The following is a 21,725-nucleotide window of genomic DNA, read 5'->3' as shown; positions in this document are numbered from 1 at the left end:
ATGTTAGATAGATTCTTTGGAGAAGAAGGATGTTTTGGTGGAGGAGGATGGTGGATAATAGTACTATTCTTCCTATTCTTAGCTTTTGGAGATAGCTGGGCAGAATTTGACATAATGGCATGGATACCATTCCTAATAGTTTTATTAATACTTTGTTGCTGTGGTGGATGTTTAGAATAAGAGTGTAGTTATTAAAAAAAGGAGGGCTTTGTTATGTTAGATAGATTCTTTGGAGAAGAAGGATGTTTTGGTGGAGGAGGATGGTGGATAATAGTACTATTCTTCCTATTCTTAGCTTTTGAAGATTGTTGGAGAGATATTGATATAATGTCATGGATACCTTTCTTAATACTATTATTAATAACTTGTTCATGTGGTGGATTCTTTGATGGTGACGGAGGCTGCGGCTGCTAATACTGAAATCATTAAAATGGAAAAATGTTGGTATAAAATACCAACATTTTTTTTTATTTTATTTTTTAATATAATTTAAATTAAGAATGAATATTATTAAATTTGTTGAATATAGGGTATAATATAAAATATAATGTATTTAAATGTACTTGCTTTTATGGTAAAATAAAAACTTATATAAATGTAGTTAAAATAGGAACCTTCAAAAATTTGGTTCAGTTTTAGATAAATTTTTAGTAAAATAAGGAGGATGAAGATGAAAGGTAATATAACGATAAAAGATGTTGCTAAACAAGCAGGCGTGTCAATATCTACTGTATCTAGAGTTATAAATGATTCAAAACCTGTAACTGATGAAGTCAAACAAAAAGTTTTAGAGGTTATAAAAGAGACTGGATATATACCAAATCCGCTTGCTAGAAGCCTAGTAACTAAGAAGAGTCAATTAATCGGGGTAATAGTTCCAGAAGTTTCAGATTCTTTTGTTAATGAGGTATTAAATGGAATAGAAGAAGTTGCTAAAATGTATGACTATGACATTCTTTTAGCTAATACATACTCTGATAAAGAGCAAGAACTTAAGAGTATAAATCTATTGAGGGCAAAACAAGTGGAAGGTATAGTTATGATTTCATGGATAGTCGAACAAGAGCACATCAACTATATACAAAATTGTGGTATACCAGCAACATATATAAGTAAAACTGCTAGAGATTATGATATATATACAGTAAGTACCAGTAATAAAGAGGCTACTTTTGATATGACAGAACACCTTATAAAGAAAGGTCATGAAAAGATAGCTTTTATAATGACAAGTAAAGATGATACTGTTTTAGAAATGGAAAGACTTTCTGGTTATGAAAAAGCACTTTCAAATAATAATATAGAATTGGACAAGAGTTTAATTAAGTATGGTGGAACTGATTATGAAAGTGGATACAATAGCATGAAAGAATTATTAGATGACGGAATAGTACCTCATGCAGCTTTTGTAACAGGGGATGAGGCTGCTATAGGAGCTATAAATGCTATATGTGATGCTGGATATAAGGTTCCAGAGGATATATCAGTTGCAGGATTTAATGATGTTAAGATAGCTAAAATGTATAGACCTAAACTTACTACAGTATATCAACCTTTATATGATATGGGAGCAGTGGCAATAAGAATGGTTATAAAATTGATAAATAAAGAATTAATTGAAAATAAGAAAATAGAATTACCTTATAGAATTATTGATAGAGAAAGTGTTATCGAAAGAGAAAAATAAAACTATTAAAATTTATCAGGTAGTGCTTTAAGCACTACCTGATTTTTTATGTCATTAATATCAAACTTAAGAATAGCCTATTTAAAAAATAATTGTTTGATTATCTAAACGGTTTATTTTTTACCTATTCATGAGGATTTGACTTTTTAGTTTTCTTAAATAAACCTTTAGATTTCTTTTGTTGACCACTTGGTGTATTTTTTGGTGCAGGTGAATTTGATTTACCTTTAGTAGGTTTAGCCTTCTTAGTTTTAGCTGCTTTAGCATCTCTTTGAGTTTCTGCGTCTGAGATTTTTTCCATTATAGTATCCAATTTTTTGCGTTGATTTTCATCTAAAAATGCTTTGAATTTTGATACTACTTCATCTCTTCCATCTAAGTTCTTGCCTATTTTTATAAGTTCCTCCATAAGTTCATTTTCTGATTTTCCTTTGTAACTATCAGCCATCTTTTCTATCTTATCCTTGTCAATATTTTTTTGTTTAGCCATTTTTTCTAATGACTCTGTATCTAATTTTTTCATAAAAAAACCCCTTTCTATAAATATATATTGAATTATATTCATACTATTTATATATAGAAATAATATTGAAGTGGTGAATTATAAGTGATATATAATATAAATAAAAATTCTTATAGATAATATATATGCACTGAGCTTTAAAAATGGAACATTAAAATATGAAAAACATACTTTAATATAGGGCAATTATATAATATAAGGGGGAATTGTCTTGAATAACTTACTATTTTTGATTGGAGTGATTGCATTGAGTAATGGTAATATCTCTATATTTGATGATAAAAATAAATCAAAAGGAAATAATAGAGTTAGAAAAAGCAAAAAAAATGCAAATGATAAGCTGTCACAGTCTGCACATAGCAATTTAAGGTTTGATGCAAATGACATAAAAAGAGGTTTAAGGCTTATGGATTTAAGTGAAGAAGATTTAGAAATGGGAATGGAGATAATAACAAGAACTAAGAAATACATGTCAAGAGAGGAAAGAAAAATACTAATAAAAATAGAAAGTGTTTTAGATTTGGTTAGAGGTATAAAAAAATTAAACAATATAGACGTGGTAGATATAGAAGATGAAACAGATTTTTTCAGAAAAATGGATAGTGATGATAAAAAGAACATGATGATAAAGGAAATTATAGACGTGTTTCCAGAAAAAAGAAAAAATTCAGTTGAAAAAGCTATAGGAATGAAAAAGAAGATAGACTTATTTGCAGAATTATTTTTACCAGATGATTTTGGAGAAGGTGGATTTAGTCTAAGTTCTTTGGCAAATATAAACAATCTTGGTAGTATGAATAATCTAAAATTGCTAGGCAGTCTTTTAAGAGGTGATGATAGTAATAATGATACTGATGAAGAAGATAATAGTGAAGAATTGAATTATGAAGATGAAGAATTAGATTATGATAGTGAAGAGTTAACAGATGAAGATGAAATAGATGATAATGAAGAGGAATTAGTAGAAGATAAGAAAACAGACTATGAAGATACAGCAAATGATGAAGATATAGTTTATGATGAGGAACTATACAATGTTAATGAGCAAGAATCTGAACATAATTATAATGAAAAAAATACTAAAAATAGAACTAAGAAAAAGCGATAATCAACTAAATACATAAAGAGAAAAGGAAGAAAAAGTAATGATAGAATAAGATTATCTCAATTACTATATAAAACCACTTTAAAAAATTCAAAATTTATTATATAATAATAATATGAAATCCTGAAACATACGATAAGGCTTTTTTAAATTCAACCTACAAATGAAATACGGGAGACCGTGTCTGGTAAATTATAACATGCCTGATTAGTTTTGGACGTTAAAGGTTACTGGCAAGTCACCCACCTGGGAGTGCCTAGGGTGTGAATTTACTTAGCCACCGGTGTTTCGGGACAAAAAAAGTGCTACTATTTTAAATAGTAGCACTTTTTTTATTAAAATGCATTTTTCTACTAAATATGCCTAATTATTGATAAATTTAAAAAGCAAAGTAACAATTAAGATTTAAAGAGCATAGTATTAATTAGGCTTCAAAAAGCCAAAGACTTAATAAGAATCGCTTACAGGGAGGGCAATGAAAAATGCAAGATTATAAAAAAAATAAAAGAAGAATGATAAATCAGCCAATGTCTACAATGAGTGAAGAAGAAGTGTATACAGATGAAATAAATTCAGAGGACATGAGAGGGTTTAAAAAGTCACACCATCATAATGGATGTAATACTGATAATCATTGTGATTGTCATGATGATTGCAATCCATGTAAACCTAATCCATGTAATCCATGTAAACCTAATCCATGTGATGACAATTGTGGATGTCATGACGATTGTAAATGTGATTGTGAACCATGTCAAATGGATTCAGATGAATGTTTTGAAAACAAATGTGGACCAGACTGCTGTAATCCTATATCTCCAAGAAACTTCTCCGTATCAAATGCAGTGCCATTTGCAATAGAGGCTAATAGAATATTTGACACTATGCAATTCCAAACATTTACAGATGCTACTGGACCAAATGGAGAGCCATTAACTTTTGAAACAGAAGTAGTAGAAGTATTTGGTTCAATTCCAAGTGCAGGTCGAGTAAGTGTAACTATAGACAAAATATGCTTAAGCAATGATGGAATAGTTATAGATACAGGAATGACAACTTTAGAAGATTTCGATTTAGACCCATTAGGAGATATAGTAGGAAGAAATTGTGAAACAACTTTTGAATATGCAGTATGTGGAGAAAGAAATGCTGAATGTTGTAGACAAGGAAAAGGCAAATCAGTAGCTTATAAACAAAGAGGATTAACTGTAGCAGTTCGTAATTTAGTATTAGAACTAAGAGGTAGATGTGGATGTACAGAATTCGTTGCATTAGCCTTCCCAGCAGTCAGAGCAGGAGGTGGATGTAAGAAGAGAGTTGATTATGTAGAATTTACTTTTAACACACTTTCAGCACCAATATGCTTGCCAGCTGACGGAAGAGCTGTTACTTTAAGACAAGAATACCAAACTAACTTAACTGTAGATTGTATAGGAAAATCTATATTAAAACTAGAATGTAACGAATGTTGTGAACCTTTCTATGAATTAATAATACCAAATGATATAGATTTAGTACTTTGCTTACAAGAAACAGTTAGCACATTAATAAGTGAACAAATAGTAGTTTTAGCATCACCAAATGCAATCCAACCAAGACTTGTTGATACTTTCTCTAAAGTATGTGATTTTTCGCAATGTGGACCTAATCATGGAAGTGGAAAGCCTAGTTGCCACAGATAGATAGGTAGATATATAGACAGTTTAAATTATAAATAAAAATCATCTAAGGAAGGCTACCAAAGTAGATAATCTACATTGGTAGCCTTCACGTTTTTATACCTAACGTATAGATTTTAGTGATTTAAAAAGTACTATAGTGTGCAATAGACAAGTAAATATTGATACTATTGTCATTGTGTATATGTATGCATAAATATTAAGTCCTGGAATAGGAAGAAATACATATAGAGCTACTAGTTGAATTAGCATACCAATAATAGTATTTATACTTGAAGCTAACTCTTTTCTTATTGAATGTAAAATGCCAGATAGCGTTTGATTTAGAGACATAAATAGTGGAACTAAAAACATAGCTTTTAAATATTCTCCAGCAAGTGTATTTTTAAATACTAGTATACACAAATCTTTTCCAAAGAAATAAAAAAATATTGATGATAGTATACCTACAAATAAAGTTAGGAGTATAGAGTATTTGATTTTCTTTATGACACTCTTACGCTTTCTTAGAGCTATTTCTTGTGATATAGTGGGGATTAAGTTTACAATAAGCGCTGAACCAACAGTAAAAGGTAAAAATATAAAAGGCATGACCATTCCACTGATGATACCATACATACTTAAGGATTGCTGATAAGTCATTCCTGATAATGCTAATCTTGATGGTATCATCATAGAACTTATAGATTGTAAAAGTATGTTTGACATTCTATTACAAGTTATGGGAATGGACATTTTTAATGTTTCCATAGAAGAATTATAAAAATCTTTTATGCTTATGATATACTTATTGTCAAATGATGAATCTCGCCATAAACAAATAAGCATGAATATGATATTACTCAATTCACCAATCGATATACCTAATAGGGCAATATAACAATTCATAGATTTATTATTTATGTACATAACAAGTAAAACAACAAATAAAATTTTACCAATTTGTTCAATAATTTGTCCAATAGCAGGGATTTTTACATTCTTTACACCATAGTAATATCCTCTTAGTACATTTGAAAGAGTTATTATAACTATAGCAGGACAAACTGCTAGTATAAATAGGTTTAATTTAGGGTCTTTTAAAAACTTAAGTGATAAAAAAGAGCTATTAAAAGATGCAACTATAGATATTGCCAGTGCTACAAAAAATGCTATATATAAAGTTGATATAAATAAAGCATTGGTATTGTGTTTATCGTTTAAAGCTTTTCTCTTTGCAACTAAACAACTAAGTGCAGTAGGTATACCTGTTGTTGTAACGGCTAAGCAAATCATCAAAAAATTAAAAATCATATGATAGATACCTAAACCTGTTTCACCTAAAGCTCTTGACAAGAATATTTTATATAAAAAACCAAATATTCTTACAATAAAGTTGGATATAAATAAAATAACTGTTGATAGTACTAAATAAGGTACTTTCAAAAAAATCACCTCCCTATCTTTTAAATATATTCACAAGGAGGTGTAAAAATTTATAATTTTATAAATTCTGGTTTTAACTTATTAAATTTAGATACATATTTAAATCCCATACTTTTTAGTAATGAATATATGTAATCAAACTCACACGCAACTTGATTTACATGGTGTGAATCTGAACCTGTAGTTATGATTTCTCCTCCCAAGTCTTTATACATCTGAAGGATATATCTAGATGGAGTCAAATCTGGAAGATTATACCTATAACAAGATGTATTTATCTCGATACCTTTACCATCATAAATGGCCTGTTTAAGCGTTTCTTCAATTATATCAGAAAATAGTCTATCATCTAAAATAGTATCATAAGGTGCATACCTTTTAATCAAATCTAAATGACCTAAAACAGAGTAATCCTTATAATTCTTAACAATATTATATAAATAAAGATAGTAATTTTCATAAACTTCATGTTGCGTTTTATCTTTAAAATAATTACCAAGGTATAAGTCCATTGTATCTATAGCATGGATAGAACATATTATAAAATCAAATGGATATTGATGTGCTTCCCTTTTATATGTGTCCATCAATTGAGTCTGAACTCCAAATTCAATTCCTTTTTTTATAGATATTTTATCTTTATATTTGTTTTGAAGAGTTTCTAGACTCTTAAAATAATCTTCATAAACAATTGAAAAAGAATCATCAGCATATACATCATAGTCAACATGGTCTGTAAAACAAATTTCCTTCAAACCAAGTTCGATAGATTTTTTTATCATTTCTTCCATTGTAGATTTTCCGTCAGTAGAGAAACTTGAGTGCATGTGATAGTCGTAAAACATAAATATTTCCCCTTTTTATAAAAATTTTGGTATTATATATACATACTAAATAATATCAAATATATGTGAAAGCATCAATAAAATATAAATACAATGAGCGGTGATAAATGTGGAAAAATACATAATAGATTTAAGTGAGAAAAAGTTAACTAAATATATACAGATATTTAATCATATAAAGGAATTGATAATAAATAAAGAGCTAGTTGAACATGAAAAACTGCCACCAATAAGAAAATTATCAGATTTTCTACAAGTAAATAATACTACTATAGTTAAAGTATATGAGCTTTTAGAAAATGAAGGATATGTATATAAGATTGTAGGAAGTGGAACTTTTGTATCGAGTTCAAATTCTTATAAAAATTGTATAGATAATAGAAAAAATAAGATTATTGTGCAAAGAGAAGATTTAATTCATTTTGACAATGGAAATCCATCTAATGATATGTTTCCTATAGATTCATTTAAAAATTCTGTAAATATGGCATTATCTAAAGATGGCAGTTCAATATTTGATTATGATGAAGGTCTTGGTTCTGAAGAATTAAGAGATAAGATGGTAGAGTATCTAAGTGATGGAAATATAAAAACTACGAAGGAAAATATTCAAATAATATCAGGTGCTCAACAAGGTATAGATATAGTCTGTAAAGGGCTTATAAGTTATTCAGATGTTGTCTTTATGGAAGAGCCTTCTTACAATGGAGCGATTGAAGTGTTTAAAAGTAGAGGAGCAAAAATAATATCTATACCTATGTTAGATGATGGGATTGATATAGGTATTTTAAAGTTAAAATTGGAAAAAATAAAACCAAGACTTATATATATTATGCCTAATTTTCAAAATCCAACAGGAATATCTTACTCAACGTATAAAAAAAAGAAGTTAATAGAATTGGCAGAAGAACATGATTTTTATATAATTGAAGATGATTTTATAAGTGATTTTGTTTTTGAATCAAAAGACAATAGAACGGTTAGAAGTTATGATGATAAAAATAGAGTAGTTTATATAAAGAGCTTTTCAAAAATACTTATGCCAGGTCTTAGGATAGGAATTGTAGAAATGCCAAATGAATTATTAAAAAAGGTTTTATGGGCTAAATATTCATCAGATATATCAACACCAGGTCTAATTCAAAAATCAATGTATTATTATATGGATAATTTTGATTGGAAAAATTATTTGAATCATATAGAGAAGATATATACTGATAAGTACAAATTGGCAAAAAGCTTGATTAATGACAAATTGAGTGGTAAATTAAAAGTTAGAAAATCTTGTGGAGGAATAAACTTTTTTTTAGAATTACCAAGAGGATATACTTCTCAAGCATTTACAAGTTTTATGTTAAACAAAGGGGTATCTATGCTTCCAGGAACTTATTTTTTTGATAATCTAGTAGATGATAGATTTTTTAGAATCAATATAGCTCGTCCGAGCGTGGAAGAGCTAGAAAAGGGAATATCTATAATAAGTGATAATATAGATGAGTTTTTTTGTGAATATAAAAATAAGTTAGATATAAAGAGCAATAAATTATTTTATTAAATAAATAGAAGTTTTTTAGGAGGAAAAAATGTTTGACAAGAAGAAATTAGATAGGATTAATGAATTAGCAAAGAAAAATAAAGAGGGAGTTCTTTCTGCTGATGAAATCAAAGAAAGAGAAATTTTAAGGAAAGAATATTTAGAAAACTTTAGAGCCCACTTTAGATCAAGACTGGATAGTGTAAAGGTAGTTTCACCAGAAGAATATGAACAATACATGAAAAATAATAAAAATTAGAACTTAGTAGGAGGAAAACATGAACTTAAAGTACGAATTTAAGAATGCCTGGGATGTTGAAAGAAAAGAAAATACTATTGAACAAATTATGCAATATTCTTGCAATTATATGGATTTTTTAAGTAAGTCAAAGACTGAAAGGCTTTCAGTAAAAGAAATTATAAAATTGGCTAAAGAAAATAGTTATATTTCAATAGATGAAGCTATGGAAAAAGGAAGCATAAGTTGTGGTGATAAGATTTATGTTATAAATAAAGAAAAGGCAGTAGCACTTTTTGTAATAGGTAAAAATTATATAGAAAAAGGTATGAAGATTATAGGGAGTCATATAGATTCCCCAAGATTAGATTTAAAACCAAATCCACTGTATCAAGAGAGTAATCTAGGTTTTTTTAAGACTCATTATTATGGTGGAATAAAAAAATATCAGTGGACGGCTGTTCCACTTGCTTTACATGGTTTAGTTATATTAAATGATGGAACAAAAGTTGATATATCTATTGGGGAAGAAGATAATGACCCAGTATTTTGTGTAACTGATTTATTGATTCATTTGGCTGGAGACCAAATGCAAAAGAAACTATCTGAAGGAATTAGTGGAGAATCTTTAAATATATTAATTGGTAATATTCCTTTAGATGATGAGGAAAAAGAGCCTATAACAGCAAATATATTAAAGATTTTAAATGAGAAATACGGTATAGTTGAAGAAGATTTATTAAGTGCTGAAATTGAAGTAGTTCCAGCTGGTAAAGCAAGAGATTTAGGGTTTGATAGGTCAATGGTGTTGGGATATGGGCATGATGATAGAGTATGTTCATATGCTGCTGTAAAAGCTATACTAGAAACTGAACAACCAGAATTTACTTCAGTTGCATTATGTGTAGATAAAGAAGAAATTGGTTCTAAAGGGAATACAGGTATGCACTCAAAGTTTTTTGAAAATACTGTGGCTGAACTAATTGCTTTAGAAGGAGATTATTGTGATATTAAAGTGAGAAGAGCTTTAGCAAATAGTAAGGTACTATCAGCTGATGTTTCTGCTGGATATGACCCAAATTTTGGAGAGGCATATGAAAAGAGAAATTCTGCATATATGGGAAATGGAGTAGTCTTAACCAAGTATACAGGTTCAAGAGGAAAGAGTGGATGTAATGATGCTAATGCTGAATTTATGTCAGAAGTAAAGCGAATTTTTAATAAAGGAAATGTAGTATGGCAAACTGCTGAACTTGGAAAAGTAGACCAAGGAGGAGGCGGAACTATAGCCCATATATTAGCAAATCAAGGTGCAGAGGTTATAGATTGTGGTGTTGGAGTTTTAAATATGCATGCACCACATGAGATTGTCTCTAAAGTAGACATATATGAAATGTATAAGGGATATAAGGCATTCTTTAATATCAATTTATAAATAAAAGTATAAATATAGTAAGTGAATAAAGACCATTGTATAAACAATTTTAAACTGTTATACAATGGTCTTATTTTTTGTAAAAGTAACGAATTATTACAATGGAGAGAATAAAATAAAAAACTGTCAAATTAAAAATTATTTTAAAAAAATTGACAACGATTTCATCTTGTTATAATATGTAATAAAGAACTTATTATATAATGTTATAAAAAAGTAAAAAAATCTAAAGCTTTAAAAAGACATCTTGAATTCATGTCAGTTACTCCTCATATAAGTACTCTATTAGTAGGTATATCTGGAGCTATGGAAGCAGCTTCAATGCTAGGTCTTATGGTAATTGTAGGTATGACTGCATCTAACGTAATGCTAAAACTTAGTGTCAATGTAGGTAGTGGAGAATGGGCAGAGCCTATTCAAACTTACTTAGACCAAATAATGCCATGTATGCTTCTAGCTATGATATTTGGTATTATGTATTGGCTATTAGGAAAAAAGGTAAAGACAACTACGATATTAATCTCGGTTATGATTATTTGTATAGTATTAGCTGCTATTGGAGTAGTATAAATAAAAAATCCCAAGTTCATTTGAACGAGGGATTTTTAACTATTTATTGAAATTATTATATTATGATTTCGAAATACTCACATAATCTGTTCAGAAATTTATCTTCTAATGGGGAAAAAGTTTTCTTTTTAGAGTAAATAAAGAAAAATTTTCTAGTAAAATCAACATCTTTTATTTTATAGCATTTTATTTTACCTGTATTGAGATAATCAATAGCTGAAATGTACGATATAAAGGATACTCCAAGACCTAATCTAACCATTTCTTTAATAGCCTCATTTGATTCTACGTGAGCTAGTACATTTAATTTATTTACTGGAAAGTTGTTTTTGCTAAGTGTGTTTAATATTAAGTTTCTTGTACCCGACCCTTCCTTTCTCATAATAAAATTTAGATAAGCCAATTCTCCTATATCGATGTAATTATTTTTATTATCAATTTTAAAATCTGAAGGGGTGATAAGAACAAGTTCATCGTCTAATAAGTCTAGGTATTCTATTTGAGGATTATTGATTTTAGAACCAACTAATCCAAAGCTTATTCGTTCATTTAAAATTTCTGATATAGCATATTGAGAATCATAATGGCTTATGGAAAATTTTACATCTGGATAACTCATAGAAAAACTCTTCATAAAATCAGGCAGAATATAAGTTTCAGGTATAGAACTACATGCTATATCTATAATACCTTCTATTTTTCCTGAATATTCTTTTATATCATAAATTGCACGTTTACAGTTATTCAATATATATATAGCATGTTTATAAAGAATTTCACCAGATTTTGTGAGTGTAATAACTTTGTTGCTTCTATTTATAAGTACAGTTTCTAACTCTCTTTCTAAATTCTGTATGTGTGCACTTACAGTAGGTTGAGTTAAAAAAAGTTCTCTTGCAGCTTTTGAAAAACTTTGATGTTTTGCAACAGCAACAAATACTTCAAGTTGTTTAAAATCCATTATTTAATCCTCCTTAAATTATCTAAAACTATTATAACATATTTGATAAATTAATAGTCAAAGGTGATTTTTAAAATAGAAAACCCTTAAATATTTATGGAGTTTTTGATTGTTTAGGAATAATTTGGTATAATGTTATAAGGATATTTGCAATAAAAATATCGTAAATTGAATTTTCAAAATTCAACTTTAAAATGTGTTTTATTACAGAAAAATTACAAATAGCTTCTTAATCTTATTAAATTCAAATAAATATTATATAATTATTTTATAATATAATAAATATAATTATTGAAAAGATGGATAATCATACATTGAGAGATAGATAAATACTATAAAATTTAAGAAAGGAGGATTGATTTATGAAGTTAAAAAGGTCATTAGTTTGTATAACTATTTTAGGTATTATACTTGTTGGATGTCATAAAGAAACTACGAAAGATAAAAATCAAGTAGCAAGTAAAGCAACACAGCAAAAAACTATGACAAAAGTTCAAAATGATGTTAATGAAATTATGAATAAAGATTATAAGTATATTATAAAAAATATGGGTATACCTTATAATACATTTTATTATATAAAACCTAAAGTTTTAAAAGAATCAGATACAATGCAAGATATAAATACATCAAGTTATATGACATTAGTTTATCCAAAGTATACTGGAAATAATGAACTAGATGGAAGTGCTTTATATGTTGATATTAATGAAAATAAAGTTGTCAATGTTGAAACTAATTCTTTCTCATCGCAGAATTTGATAGCCATTGATACTGCATCTAGTATTATGATTGAAAAAAATGACCATGAAAAATCGGCTGTATCACTAGAAAAATTTAGACACATTGACCTGGGAGAGTACGTTGGAGTTGAAGAGTCCAGAATAAATGAAATCGTAGGAGATGCGAATTATGATTTGACAGCATATAATCATGAAGGTAGTAAAGTAGTTAAGAGCTATAGATTAAAAGAAGATAATAAAATATTAAAAAAAGAAATACTTACAATAGCTATTGTAGATAGTAAAATAAAATCTATAAAAACTATTGAAAGTGATAAAATTGTAAAAATAATAAAAGGAGCTTTATTAGAATAATGAATTCTAGAGCATGCAAGGCTGTTTCCAGATAGAAGTAAATTTCTATCTGGAAACAGTTTTTTTATTAGATTCAAAAAATTTATTTTATTGTAATTAGCAATAATTTTATAATGTTTATTAAATTTGAACTGCACTTATAGATAACAATTAGTTATAATTAAAGATAAGATAAAATTATTTTCAACTTTTATATCTATAACAGATTACTTTAAAATGTCTTAAATAAAAAATATATTGGGGAGTATTTAAAATGATAGAATTAGTAGATGCCATAAAAATTATTGAAAAAAATGTTTTACCAATAAACAGGGTCAAGAGAGTAAATCTCATAGATGCAGTAAATAAAGTAGTTGCAGAAGATATATATTCAGCAATTGATAGCCCTCCATTTGATAGGTCACCATATGATGGTTATGCATATAATGCAAATTCTGAAAATAGAAATTTAAAGGTTATAGGGACTTTGTATGCAGGAGAAGTGTTTGATAGTATATTAAATAAAAATGAAGCAGTGAAGATAATGACTGGTGGAAAAATACCAAAGGGTGCAAACTGTGTAATAAAAAAAGAAGATGTAACGGTTATAGGTGATATGATAACTTTAAATGTAAAATTAAAGGAATATGATAATTACATATTTAAGGGTGAGGATATAAAAAAGGGTCAATTGATTATTAATAAAAATCAGAATATAGGATATGATGGTATTGGGGTATTAGCAAGTCTTGGAATAACCAAAGTAACTGTTTATGATGATTTAAAAGTTGGAATTTTGAATACAGGTACGGAACTACAAGATATAAATGAGATTTTAGAGAATGGTAAGATATATGATAGTAATAGATATACCTTATATTCAAGATTATTAAAACTTGGAATACAAGTAGATACAATATGCAATTGTTCTGATGATATATTCGAGCTAGAAAAAAAGGTAAGGGATATGTTACAGAATGTAGATTTTTTAATTACTACAGGTGGCGTGTCTGTTGGAGATAAAGATTTAATTCCAGATGTATTTAGAAAAATAGGGGCAACAGAATTGTTTTGGAAAATAAATATCAAACCAGGAGGTTCTTGTTATGTAGCTACATTGGGAGAAAAACTATTGTTTGGTCTTTCTGGTAATCCACATGCAGCAATCGTGGTATTTGATAATGTGGTAGTTCCTGTGATTGAGTATTTGACATATAAGAAAAGGAATCATTATATAAAAGCCTTATTTAGAGGAGAATTTAATAAAATTTCAAATAAAGATAGGTTTGTAAGTGGAAAACTATATACAAGTGAAGGTAAACTATATGTAGAGTTAAATGATAAGAAAGATGCCAAAGCTAGGTTATCTGCAACACTAAGAAGTAATTGTATGATTAAGATTAAAAAGAATGAAACAATAAAAGAAAATCAATTGGTCGATGTTGTTACTAGATAGTTTTATGAAAGGACGCAATTTTATGTATAATATATTGTCAATTGTCTCCTATTCAGGAGTAGGTAAAACTACATTGATTGAAGGCATAATAAAAGAACTAAATAAAAAAGGGTATCGTGTTGGAGTTATTAAACATACATGTCATGATTTTGATATGGATGAGGAAGGAAAAGATACTTATAAACATAGAAAATCTGGTGCAAGAAAAGTCTGTATAATATCAGATAAACGAGTAGCATATATTGAAGAACTAAAAGATAAGAATCCATTATATAAAATGATTCAATTATATGAAGATATGGACTTAATTATTATAGAAGGATATAAAAACTATAGGTTCAAAAGATTGGAAGTAACTAGAAAAGATAAATATGAGGATATTTTATCTAATAAGTCTGATTTGATAGGTATTGTTAGTGATATAGAATATAACTTGAATATTGAACAGTTTGATTTAAATGACTATGAAAATATATCAAAGTACATAGAGTTTTGTATAAAAAATGATATTTTAAGTATAAGCAATGTTGAAATAAAAAACATACTAAAAGAATAATTTTAAGATGTTCTTTTGATATAAAATGATATAATTATTTACATAAATAAGGATATAAGAAATTTATCAATTTTATTTTGAATTATAAAATATTAAAAAAATTGTAGGAGGACAAGAGATGAAAAAAATATTAGTAGCATGTGGAGCAGGAATAGCAACATCAACAATAGTTTATGATAGAGTAGAAAAATTGGTTAAAGAAAATAATATAAAAGCAGAAATTATACAATGTAAAATTGCCGAATGTTCAACAAAACAAGAAGGTGCTGATTTAATCGTATCTACTACTATACTACCAACAACTTATGATATACCTACAATAAAGGCAACAGGATATATAACAGGTATAAATACAACAGCATTAGATAAAAAGATATTGAATGCATTGAAGTAGTTTTGCATTTATAAAAAAATTTAGTATTAAATATAGAGTTATATCTTTATAAAATTTTAAATATAGAGATATAGCTCTTTTTATGTTGTTTCAAGTATACAACTATATGATATAAATCTTCAATTTTATGAAAAAGATTGTTATTACTTTGTAAGTTTATAAAAGATTTAAAGTTATTGTTATGTTATACTAATTTAGGGGTATTTTTTAGAAGTACCAATGAAGGAGGGATTTAATACTTATGATAAAACAATTTGTCAAATATTATAAGCCATATAAGAAAATTTTTACCTTAGATCTTATAGCAGCTTTTTTATTTTCCTTATGTGATTTAGTTTATCCTATGATAACTAGAAATATAATGGATGACGTTGTTCCAAATAAAAACTTAAGAATGTTAGTAGTTTTTGCAGTAGTACTTATACTTATATTTATAGCAAAAGCAGGGCTTAACTATTTTATGCAGTATTGGGGACATGTTATTGGTGTAGATATGCAAGCTGATATGAGAAATGAAGTATTTACACACTTACAAAGACTTCCAAATACGTATTTTGATAATAACAAATCTGGAGTAACTATGTCTAGAATAGTAAATGACTTGATGGATATAACAGAACTTGCACATCATGGACCTGAAGATTTATTCATTTCTATAGTAATGTTGGTTGGTTCATTCTTTATACTTATAGATATAAATATTCCTCTTACTCTTATAATATTTGCTATATTACCATTTATAATTTGGTTTGTAATAACTAAAAAAGATAAGATGAATACTGCTTTTATGAAGAGTAGAGTTACTATAGGTGATGTAAATGCTACTTTAGAAAATAGTATAGCAGGTATGAAGGTAACTAAGTCTTTTTGTACTGAGAAAGAAGAATTAAATAAGTTTGTAAGAAGCAATAAATTATTTAGAAAAGCAAGACAAGATTCTTATAAAGTAATGGCAGAATACTATTCGGGTATGAATTTATATATGGACATCTTAGAGTGGGTAGTTGTCATAGCTGGTGGTTACTTTACTTATATTGGAAAAATTACTTTGGGTGATTTTGCTGCTTATATACTATATGTAAAAATGTTTATAAACCCTATGAAAAAATTAATAAACTTTACAGAGCAATATCAAAATGGTATGACAGGTTTTAAAAGATTTATAGAAATAATGGAGCAAGACCATCAAAAAGAAGCTAAAAATCCTATTGAACTTGAAAATGTAAAAGGTGATATTGAGATAGAAAATATATCTTTCACATATGAAGATAAGACTCAAGTGTTAGATAATTTGAGCTTATCTATAAAAGCTGGTAAGACTATAGCATTAGTTGGACCTTCTGGAGGAGGAAAGACTACATTATGTAATTTATTGCCAAGATTTTATGAATTTGATAAGGGTGATATAAAAATTGATGGAAAGAGTATAAGAGATGTCAGTTTAAAATCATTGAGAAGAAATATAGGTATAGTTCAACAGGATGTATTTTTATTTACAGGAACTATAAGAGATAATATTCTTTGTGGAAATCCTAATGCTACAGATGAAGAAATGATAGCTGCTGCCAAAAAAGCTAGAATACATGATTTTGTAGAGACTTTACCAGATGGATATGATACTTATATAGGAGAAAGAGGAGTAAAATTATCGGGTGGACAAAAACAAAGAATTTCAATTTCAAGAATCTTTTTAAAGAATCCTCCAATAATAATATTGGATGAGGCTACATCTGCTTTAGACAATGTAACAGAAAGAGAAATTCAAGAGTCTTTAGAAGAATTAAGTAAAGATAGAACAAATTTAGTTGTTGCACATAGATTGACTACTATAAAAAATGCTGACGAAATTGTAGTATTGACGGATAAAGGAATTGAAGAAAGAGGTACTCATGAAGAATTAGTAAATAAAAATGGAGTATATAGTAGATTACACAATAACTAGTATATAAATTTTACACTATAGCTAACATACCTGTTAAATTTATAAACATAGAATATATTAAGATTCATAAAGCAAATTCATTTTATATTAATGAGATGTTTTATGAATAAAATGTATTCTATGTTTTATTTTTTGCAAATTACATTTAATTCTCTTTATAAGAATAGAGCTAAATAGCCAATAATTAGGATAGCGTTTCTATAAAAAGAATAATTTAGAAAACTAAATTTAATTTATCGAATTTTATGAAAAAAATCGAATTTTGACTTGAAATGTTTTTCAAAAGTAGTAAAATAATGGATAACTATACATACATTTTATAAAAATATATTTATTATGAGGGGGGATTTTGTATGGAGGCAATAACAGCTTTTTGTCTAGTTTTAGTGTCACTGACGATAGGAGATGTGGTTTCAGCAAAAACTAAAGCTTTTGTTCCGTCAGTTTTTGTATCAGCAATTATATTTATAGTAGGATTTTGGACTTTTTTCCCAGAAAATATTGTGGACTTAGCTGCTTTAGGAACACCATTAGCTCAATTGGGAATGCTTTTATTAATAACTCATATGGGAACTATGATGAGTATTAAAGAATTAGCAGGTCAATGGAAAACAATCGTAATAGCTCTGGCAGGAATAGTAGGAATATGTGTAGGAGCTTTAGCATTAGGGACAGTAGTATTTGGATGGGATACAGCAGTAATAGCTACACCTCCTCTTACTGGAGGACTAGTTGCATCTATAATGATGGCAGATGCTGCTACAGCAAAAGGTCTTGCAAGCTTGGCAGTACTTGCAATTTTAATGTACGTTGCACAAGGTTTTGCAGGTTACCCTATTACAGCTCTAATGCTTAAAAAAGAAGGGAAAAGACTTTTATCAGATTTTAGAAGTGGAAAAGTAACTGTAAATAAAGCTGAAGAAAAAGTTGAGGATTTACCTGAACAAAAAAGTAGATTTAAGATAATTCCAGATTTACCTGAAAAATATGATACAACATACATGATAATACTTAGATTAGGACTTGTAGCATGGTTAGCAGTACAATTTACAAATCTTACAAATGAAGTTGTATCAAGATATGTTATATGTTTAATATTTGGTGTAATAGCATCAGAACTTGGAATAGTTGATAGAAAACCACTTAATAAATCTGGTTCATTTGGATGGTTAATGACATCATTGATGGCTTTTATATTTGCAGGGTTAGCAAAAGCTACACCAGCAATGCTTGTTGAAATGGCAGTTCCTCTTGTAGGAATCATAATATTTGGTGTAATAGGTATGGGAATTTTCTCTATTATAGCAGGAAAGCTTTTAGGTGAAAGTAAAGAAATGGCTTTTTCAGTTTCGCTTACATCACTTTACGGTTTCCCACCAAACTATATATTAACTGAAGAGGCAGTAAAGGCTCTGGCTGAAACACCAGAAGAAAAAGAATTTTTAATGGATAAAATGCTTCCAAAGATGCTTGTTGGAGGATTTACTACAGTTACAATAGCTTCTGTAGTAATAGCAGGTATATTTGTAAATCTAATATAGTATTTAACTGATAAAAAGTATTTTAAATAAGAAGAATATGTACTACTTGGAGGTCTGGAATGGATATTAAAGAAATAACAAAGAGTTATAAAGATTATGTAATTAGGCTTAGAAGGGAATTTCATGAAAATCCTGAAAAAAGCATGGAAGAAGTTAGAACATCAAAGAGAGTTAAAGAAGAACTTGATAAAATAGGAGTACCATATGTATCAGCTGGAGGAACAGGTGTAATTGCAACTATAAAAGGAGCTAATCCAGGAAAAACTGTAGCACTTAGAGGAGATATGGATGCACTACAGGTTGTTGAATGTACTGATATAGAATACAAATCGAAAAATGAAGGGCTTATGCATGCTTGTGGTCATGATGGTCACACATCAATGCTTCTAGGAGCAGCCAAAGTGCTAAATGACATTAAAGATAGTATTAATGGAACAGTAAAATTATTTTTTCAGCCAGGAGAAGAGGTTGGTAAAGGTGCAAGAGCTATGATTCAAGATGGGGCTATGGAAGGTGTAGATAGTGTATTTGGAATACACCTTTGGACTGATGTAGAGTCTGGGACTATATCAGTAGAAGAAGGACCAAGAATGGCTTCTGCAGATTTCTTTAAAATTACTGTAAAAGGTAAAGGTGGTCATGGTTCGCTTCCTCATCAAGGTGTTGATGTAGTACTTGCAAGTTCAGCAATAGTTATGAACCTACAATCTATGGTTAGTAGAGAAGTAAGTCCTCTGGAACCATTAGTTGTGAGTGTTGGAGTTTTAAATTCTGGAACTAGATTTAATGTAATAGCGAGTGAAGCTGTTTTAGAAGGTACAATAAGACTATTTAATCCAGAGCTTAGAAAGCAAATTCCTGGAATTTTAGAACGTATAGCAAAATCTACAGCAGGAGCATATAGAGCAGAAGCAGAATTAGAGTATGGGTATTTGACACCAGCAGTTATAAATGACAAGGAATGTTCAAAGATAGCCACAGATGCAGCAATTAAATTATTTGGAGAAGAATGTATAACACTATTTGAAAAAGTAACAGGAGCAGAAGATTTGGCTGAGTTTATGAACATAGCACCTGGTGCACTAGCATTTGTAGGAGCTAGAAATGAGTCAAAAGGCGCTTGTTATCCTCATCATCATGGATGTTTTAATATAGATGAAGATGCCTTAGAGATTGGAACTGCATTATACGTTCAATATGCGGTGGATTTCTTGAATAAATAATTTTAATATACTATTAATAAAAAGCAGAGACTAAGTTTATATCTCTGCTTTTTTATTGTGTATATTTTTTATAAATATTGACTATATAAAATATATATGATAATATAAAAGAAAATGATAATCAATATCAATTAAAAAAGAAGGTGATTCATTTGAATAATGTAGTATTTGCATTTTTGATAACATTATTGGCAGGTTTATCTACTGGTATAGGAAGCTGTATAGCGTTTTTTGCTAAAAAAACAAATACTAAGTTTCTTTCTATAAGTTTAGGGTTTTCTGCTGGTGTTATGATTTATGTGTCTATGATAGAAATTTTTCCTAAAGCACAAGATGTTTTGACAAAATCTATGGGAGAGAAGTTGGGAAGCTGGTCAACTGCAATAGCTTTTTTTATAGGTATGGCTATTATTGCGATTATTGATAAGTTAATTCCACAAGAAGAAAATCCACATGAGATAAAGAAAATGGAAAATATAGAAGAAAAAAATATCAAAAAGAATAAATCTCTTTTGAGAACAGGCATCTTTACAGCAATGGCTATAGCAATTCATAATTTTCCTGAAGGATTAGCTACATTTATATCAGCTCTTGATGATGTTACAATAGCTATACCGATAGCTATAGCTATTGCTATACACAATATACCAGAAGGTATATCTGTATCTGTACCAGTTTATTACGCTACAGGGGATAAGAAGAAGGCTTTTTACTATTCTTTTTTATCTGGTATGTCTGAGCCTTTAGGAGCAATTATTGGATATGCACTTCTCAGAAATTTTTTAAATGATATAACACTTGGAATTGTATTTGCAATTGTAGGAGGAATTATGGTATTTATATCACTAGATGAATTATTACCATCAGCTAGAGAATATGGTGAACATCATTTATCAATTTATGGATTGATTGCAGGAATGGGCGTTATGGCTATTAGTTTACTACTATTTAAATAGCTTTTTAGATATCTGATTGTAACCTAAAGTTAGTATCAAAATGATATTTTTAAATAGATTTTTAAGCTATTTAAAAATATCATTTTGGAGAGTGAGTATTATGGAAAAGAAAATAAAGTTCAAATTTGACTGGTATATCTCACCTGATAAGATAGAGAAATGGCTAGAAGATATGGAAACTAAGGGATATAATTTATATAGGATAAATAAATTTGGAGGAATATTTTATTTTCATAAATGAAGTCATTTTTTGTACTTAAATGTGAAAATAGTAAAGTAAATCATATTACTTCCAATAAAAATATTTTGTTGACAGATAAAGTGGATAAATTTATGCATGGAATAGGAATTCAGAGTATTAAATCCTCTTTACAAAAATATAATGGAGAATTATTATTTGAAAATAATAAGGATAAATTTATACTAAATATATATATACCCTTAAATCAAGATACTGACAGTTGAATAGATATATGGGAACTCAAGGAACATCAAAAAATATAAATTATTTTTGCTTCCATTTTATGCTAAAGGACAGTATAATATAATTAAAGTATGTTATAACATACAAAAATATAG

General features: G+C 28.3%; 23 protein-coding genes, 1 other RNA gene and 1 pseudogene. 21 read left to right on the top strand and 4 right to left on the bottom strand.

Annotated elements, in window-relative coordinates; translation table 11 throughout:
* The 3 genes from KGF39_RS01975 to ccpA form a co-directional block, all read left to right on the top strand.
* On the top strand, positions 1-180 hold a 180-nt coding region (locus tag KGF39_RS01975; RefSeq protein ID WP_003418911.1), incomplete at its 5' end, for a hypothetical protein.
* Between the two features lie 33 nt (positions 181-213).
* Positions 214-414 carry a hypothetical protein gene (locus KGF39_RS01970; RefSeq protein ID WP_054273107.1) on the top strand — a complete coding sequence of 67 codons (201 nt, stop codon included), beginning with the start codon at positions 214-216 and terminating at the stop codon, positions 412-414.
* Positions 415-664: 250 nt separating this feature from the next.
* A complete protein-coding gene (gene ccpA, locus KGF39_RS01965) occupies positions 665-1,687 on the top strand; it encodes a LacI family transcriptional regulator CcpA (RefSeq protein WP_413926997.1) in 1,023 nt (340 codons plus the stop codon).
* 124 nt (positions 1,688-1,811) lie between these two features.
* On the opposite strand, the gene KGF39_RS01960 is transcribed toward ccpA, so the two are convergent.
* Positions 1,812-2,210: a hypothetical protein gene (locus KGF39_RS01960; protein WP_227820985.1), complete on the bottom strand. Its 399-nt coding sequence runs from the start codon at positions 2,208-2,210 to the stop codon at positions 1,812-1,814.
* Between the two features lie 211 nt (positions 2,211-2,421).
* Between KGF39_RS01960 and KGF39_RS01955 the strand changes: the two genes are divergently transcribed.
* The 3 genes from KGF39_RS01955 to cdeC all read left to right on the top strand — a co-directional run bounded on the left by KGF39_RS01955 (position 2,422) and on the right by cdeC (position 4,997).
* On the top strand, positions 2,422-3,318 hold the full coding sequence (locus tag KGF39_RS01955) for a hypothetical protein (protein WP_227820984.1): 897 nt from the start codon (positions 2,422-2,424) through the stop codon (positions 3,316-3,318).
* Positions 3,319-3,432: 114 nt separating this feature from the next.
* Positions 3,433-3,614, top strand: a non-coding RNA gene (gene ssrS / locus KGF39_RS01950) — 6S RNA.
* Between the two features lie 183 nt (positions 3,615-3,797).
* Positions 3,798-4,997 (top strand): exosporium morphogenetic protein CdeC, encoded by a 1,200-nt coding sequence (gene cdeC / locus KGF39_RS01945; protein WP_227820983.1) that lies wholly within the window; start codon positions 3,798-3,800, stop codon positions 4,995-4,997.
* A gap of 99 nt (positions 4,998-5,096) precedes the next feature.
* Here cdeC and KGF39_RS01940 read toward each other — a convergent pair whose 3' ends face one another.
* Complete coding sequence (locus KGF39_RS01940) at positions 5,097-6,419, bottom strand: polysaccharide biosynthesis protein (RefSeq protein WP_227820982.1); 1,323 nt, start codon at positions 6,417-6,419, stop codon at positions 5,097-5,099.
* A gap of 50 nt (positions 6,420-6,469) precedes the next feature.
* Positions 6,470-7,264: a histidinol-phosphatase HisJ family protein gene (locus tag KGF39_RS01935; RefSeq protein ID WP_227820981.1), complete on the bottom strand. Its 795-nt coding sequence runs from the start codon at positions 7,262-7,264 to the stop codon at positions 6,470-6,472.
* Between the two features lie 109 nt (positions 7,265-7,373).
* Here KGF39_RS01935 and KGF39_RS01930 point away from each other — a divergent pair, with 109 nt between their 5' ends.
* The 5 genes and pseudogenes from KGF39_RS01930 to KGF39_RS01915 all read left to right on the top strand — a co-directional run bounded on the left by KGF39_RS01930 (position 7,374) and on the right by KGF39_RS01915 (position 11,041).
* Positions 7,374-8,819 (top strand): PLP-dependent aminotransferase family protein, encoded by a 1,446-nt coding sequence (locus tag KGF39_RS01930; RefSeq protein ID WP_227820980.1) that lies wholly within the window; start codon positions 7,374-7,376, stop codon positions 8,817-8,819.
* 28 nt (positions 8,820-8,847) lie between these two features.
* Positions 8,848-9,057, top strand: coding sequence for a DUF896 domain-containing protein (locus KGF39_RS01925; protein ID WP_054273114.1), 210 nt, complete (start codon positions 8,848-8,850; stop codon positions 9,055-9,057).
* A 19-nt stretch (positions 9,058-9,076) separates the two neighbouring features.
* Positions 9,077-10,471: an aminopeptidase gene (locus tag KGF39_RS01920; protein ID WP_227820979.1), complete on the top strand. Its 1,395-nt coding sequence runs from the start codon at positions 9,077-9,079 to the stop codon at positions 10,469-10,471.
* A 219-nt stretch (positions 10,472-10,690) separates the two neighbouring features.
* Positions 10,691-10,774 (top strand): annotated as a pseudogene (locus KGF39_RS20150) (PTS mannose transporter subunit IID); the annotation flags it as partial.
* A 3-nt stretch (positions 10,775-10,777) separates the two neighbouring features.
* A complete protein-coding gene (locus KGF39_RS01915) occupies positions 10,778-11,041 on the top strand; it encodes a PTS system mannose/fructose/sorbose family transporter subunit IID (protein ID WP_413927060.1) in 264 nt (87 codons plus the stop codon).
* 55 nt (positions 11,042-11,096) lie between these two features.
* Here KGF39_RS01915 and KGF39_RS01910 read toward each other — a convergent pair whose 3' ends face one another.
* On the bottom strand, positions 11,097-12,002 hold the full coding sequence (locus KGF39_RS01910) for a selenium metabolism-associated LysR family transcriptional regulator (protein ID WP_227820977.1): 906 nt from the start codon (positions 12,000-12,002) through the stop codon (positions 11,097-11,099).
* A gap of 362 nt (positions 12,003-12,364) precedes the next feature.
* Between KGF39_RS01910 and KGF39_RS01905 the strand changes: the two genes are divergently transcribed.
* The 10 genes from KGF39_RS01905 to KGF39_RS01860 all read left to right on the top strand — a co-directional run bounded on the left by KGF39_RS01905 (position 12,365) and on the right by KGF39_RS01860 (position 21,611).
* A complete protein-coding gene (locus tag KGF39_RS01905; RefSeq protein WP_227820976.1) occupies positions 12,365-13,099 on the top strand; it encodes a hypothetical protein in 735 nt (244 codons plus the stop codon).
* 253 nt (positions 13,100-13,352) lie between these two features.
* Positions 13,353-14,534: a molybdopterin molybdotransferase MoeA gene (locus tag KGF39_RS01900; RefSeq protein ID WP_227820975.1), complete on the top strand. Its 1,182-nt coding sequence runs from the start codon at positions 13,353-13,355 to the stop codon at positions 14,532-14,534.
* A complete protein-coding gene (gene mobB / locus KGF39_RS01895; RefSeq protein WP_054273132.1) occupies positions 14,518-15,090 on the top strand; it encodes a molybdopterin-guanine dinucleotide biosynthesis protein B in 573 nt (190 codons plus the stop codon). Before KGF39_RS01900 ends, mobB begins: the two co-directional genes overlap by 17 nt.
* 118 nt (positions 15,091-15,208) lie before the next feature.
* Positions 15,209-15,484 (top strand): PTS sugar transporter subunit IIB, encoded by a 276-nt coding sequence (locus tag KGF39_RS01890; RefSeq protein ID WP_227820974.1) that lies wholly within the window; start codon positions 15,209-15,211, stop codon positions 15,482-15,484.
* A 241-nt stretch (positions 15,485-15,725) separates the two neighbouring features.
* Entirely contained in the window at positions 15,726-17,426 is a 1,701-nt protein-coding gene (locus KGF39_RS01885) for an ABC transporter ATP-binding protein (protein ID WP_227820973.1), read from the top strand.
* 353 nt (positions 17,427-17,779) lie between these two features.
* Positions 17,780-18,967 carry a hypothetical protein gene (locus tag KGF39_RS01880; protein ID WP_227820972.1) on the top strand — a complete coding sequence of 396 codons (1,188 nt, stop codon included), beginning with the start codon at positions 17,780-17,782 and terminating at the stop codon, positions 18,965-18,967.
* 59 nt (positions 18,968-19,026) lie between these two features.
* Positions 19,027-20,190 (top strand): M20 family metallopeptidase, encoded by a 1,164-nt coding sequence (locus tag KGF39_RS01875; protein ID WP_227820971.1) that lies wholly within the window; start codon positions 19,027-19,029, stop codon positions 20,188-20,190.
* Between the two features lie 152 nt (positions 20,191-20,342).
* Entirely contained in the window at positions 20,343-21,146 is an 804-nt protein-coding gene (zupT, locus tag KGF39_RS01870) for a zinc transporter ZupT (protein WP_227820970.1), read from the top strand.
* Positions 21,147-21,246: 100 nt separating this feature from the next.
* Positions 21,247-21,387 (top strand): DUF2812 domain-containing protein, encoded by a 141-nt coding sequence (locus tag KGF39_RS01865; protein WP_227820969.1) that lies wholly within the window; start codon positions 21,247-21,249, stop codon positions 21,385-21,387.
* Positions 21,384-21,611 (top strand): GHKL domain-containing protein, encoded by a 228-nt coding sequence (locus KGF39_RS01860; protein WP_227820968.1) that lies wholly within the window; start codon positions 21,384-21,386, stop codon positions 21,609-21,611. The genes KGF39_RS01865 and KGF39_RS01860 overlap by 4 nt, the downstream gene beginning before the upstream one ends.
* The last annotated feature ends 114 nt before the right edge of the window (positions 21,612-21,725 follow it).

Origin of the sequence: Clostridioides sp. ZZV14-6345 (assembly GCF_020657775.1) — a bacterium.
GTDB classification, from domain to species: domain Bacteria; phylum Bacillota; class Clostridia; order Peptostreptococcales; family Peptostreptococcaceae; genus Clostridioides; species Clostridioides difficile_D.
The sequence above is the reverse complement of the archived record's forward strand: the minus strand, read 5'-3'. Positions and strand labels throughout refer to the sequence as shown.

Coding starts and splice junctions, on each gene's coding strand:
- KGF39_RS01970 (WP_054273107.1), top strand. CDS start 214: ATGTTAGATAGATTCTTTGGAGAAGAAGGATGTTTTGGTGGAGGAGGA.
- ccpA (WP_413926997.1), top strand. CDS start 665: ATGAAGATGAAAGGTAATATAACGATAAAAGATGTTGCTAAACAAGCA.
- KGF39_RS01960 (WP_227820985.1), bottom strand. CDS start 2,210: ATGAAAAAATTAGATACAGAGTCATTAGAAAAAATGGCTAAACAAAAA.
- cdeC (WP_227820983.1), top strand. CDS start 3,798: ATGCAAGATTATAAAAAAAATAAAAGAAGAATGATAAATCAGCCAATG.
- KGF39_RS01935 (WP_227820981.1), bottom strand. CDS start 7,264: ATGTTTTACGACTATCACATGCACTCAAGTTTCTCTACTGACGGAAAA.
- KGF39_RS01925 (WP_054273114.1), top strand. CDS start 8,848: ATGTTTGACAAGAAGAAATTAGATAGGATTAATGAATTAGCAAAGAAA.
- KGF39_RS01920 (WP_227820979.1), top strand. CDS start 9,077: ATGAACTTAAAGTACGAATTTAAGAATGCCTGGGATGTTGAAAGAAAA.
- KGF39_RS01915 (WP_413927060.1), top strand. CDS start 10,778: ATGGAAGCAGCTTCAATGCTAGGTCTTATGGTAATTGTAGGTATGACT.
- KGF39_RS01910 (WP_227820977.1), bottom strand. CDS start 12,002: ATGGATTTTAAACAACTTGAAGTATTTGTTGCTGTTGCAAAACATCAA.
- KGF39_RS01905 (WP_227820976.1), top strand. CDS start 12,365: ATGAAGTTAAAAAGGTCATTAGTTTGTATAACTATTTTAGGTATTATA.
- KGF39_RS01900 (WP_227820975.1), top strand. CDS start 13,353: ATGATAGAATTAGTAGATGCCATAAAAATTATTGAAAAAAATGTTTTA.
- mobB (WP_054273132.1), top strand. CDS start 14,518: ATGTTGTTACTAGATAGTTTTATGAAAGGACGCAATTTTATGTATAAT.
- KGF39_RS01890 (WP_227820974.1), top strand. CDS start 15,209: ATGAAAAAAATATTAGTAGCATGTGGAGCAGGAATAGCAACATCAACA.
- KGF39_RS01885 (WP_227820973.1), top strand. CDS start 15,726: ATGATAAAACAATTTGTCAAATATTATAAGCCATATAAGAAAATTTTT.
- KGF39_RS01880 (WP_227820972.1), top strand. CDS start 17,780: ATGGAGGCAATAACAGCTTTTTGTCTAGTTTTAGTGTCACTGACGATA.
- KGF39_RS01875 (WP_227820971.1), top strand. CDS start 19,027: ATGGATATTAAAGAAATAACAAAGAGTTATAAAGATTATGTAATTAGG.
- KGF39_RS01865 (WP_227820969.1), top strand. CDS start 21,247: ATGGAAAAGAAAATAAAGTTCAAATTTGACTGGTATATCTCACCTGAT.
- KGF39_RS01860 (WP_227820968.1), top strand. CDS start 21,384: ATGAAGTCATTTTTTGTACTTAAATGTGAAAATAGTAAAGTAAATCAT.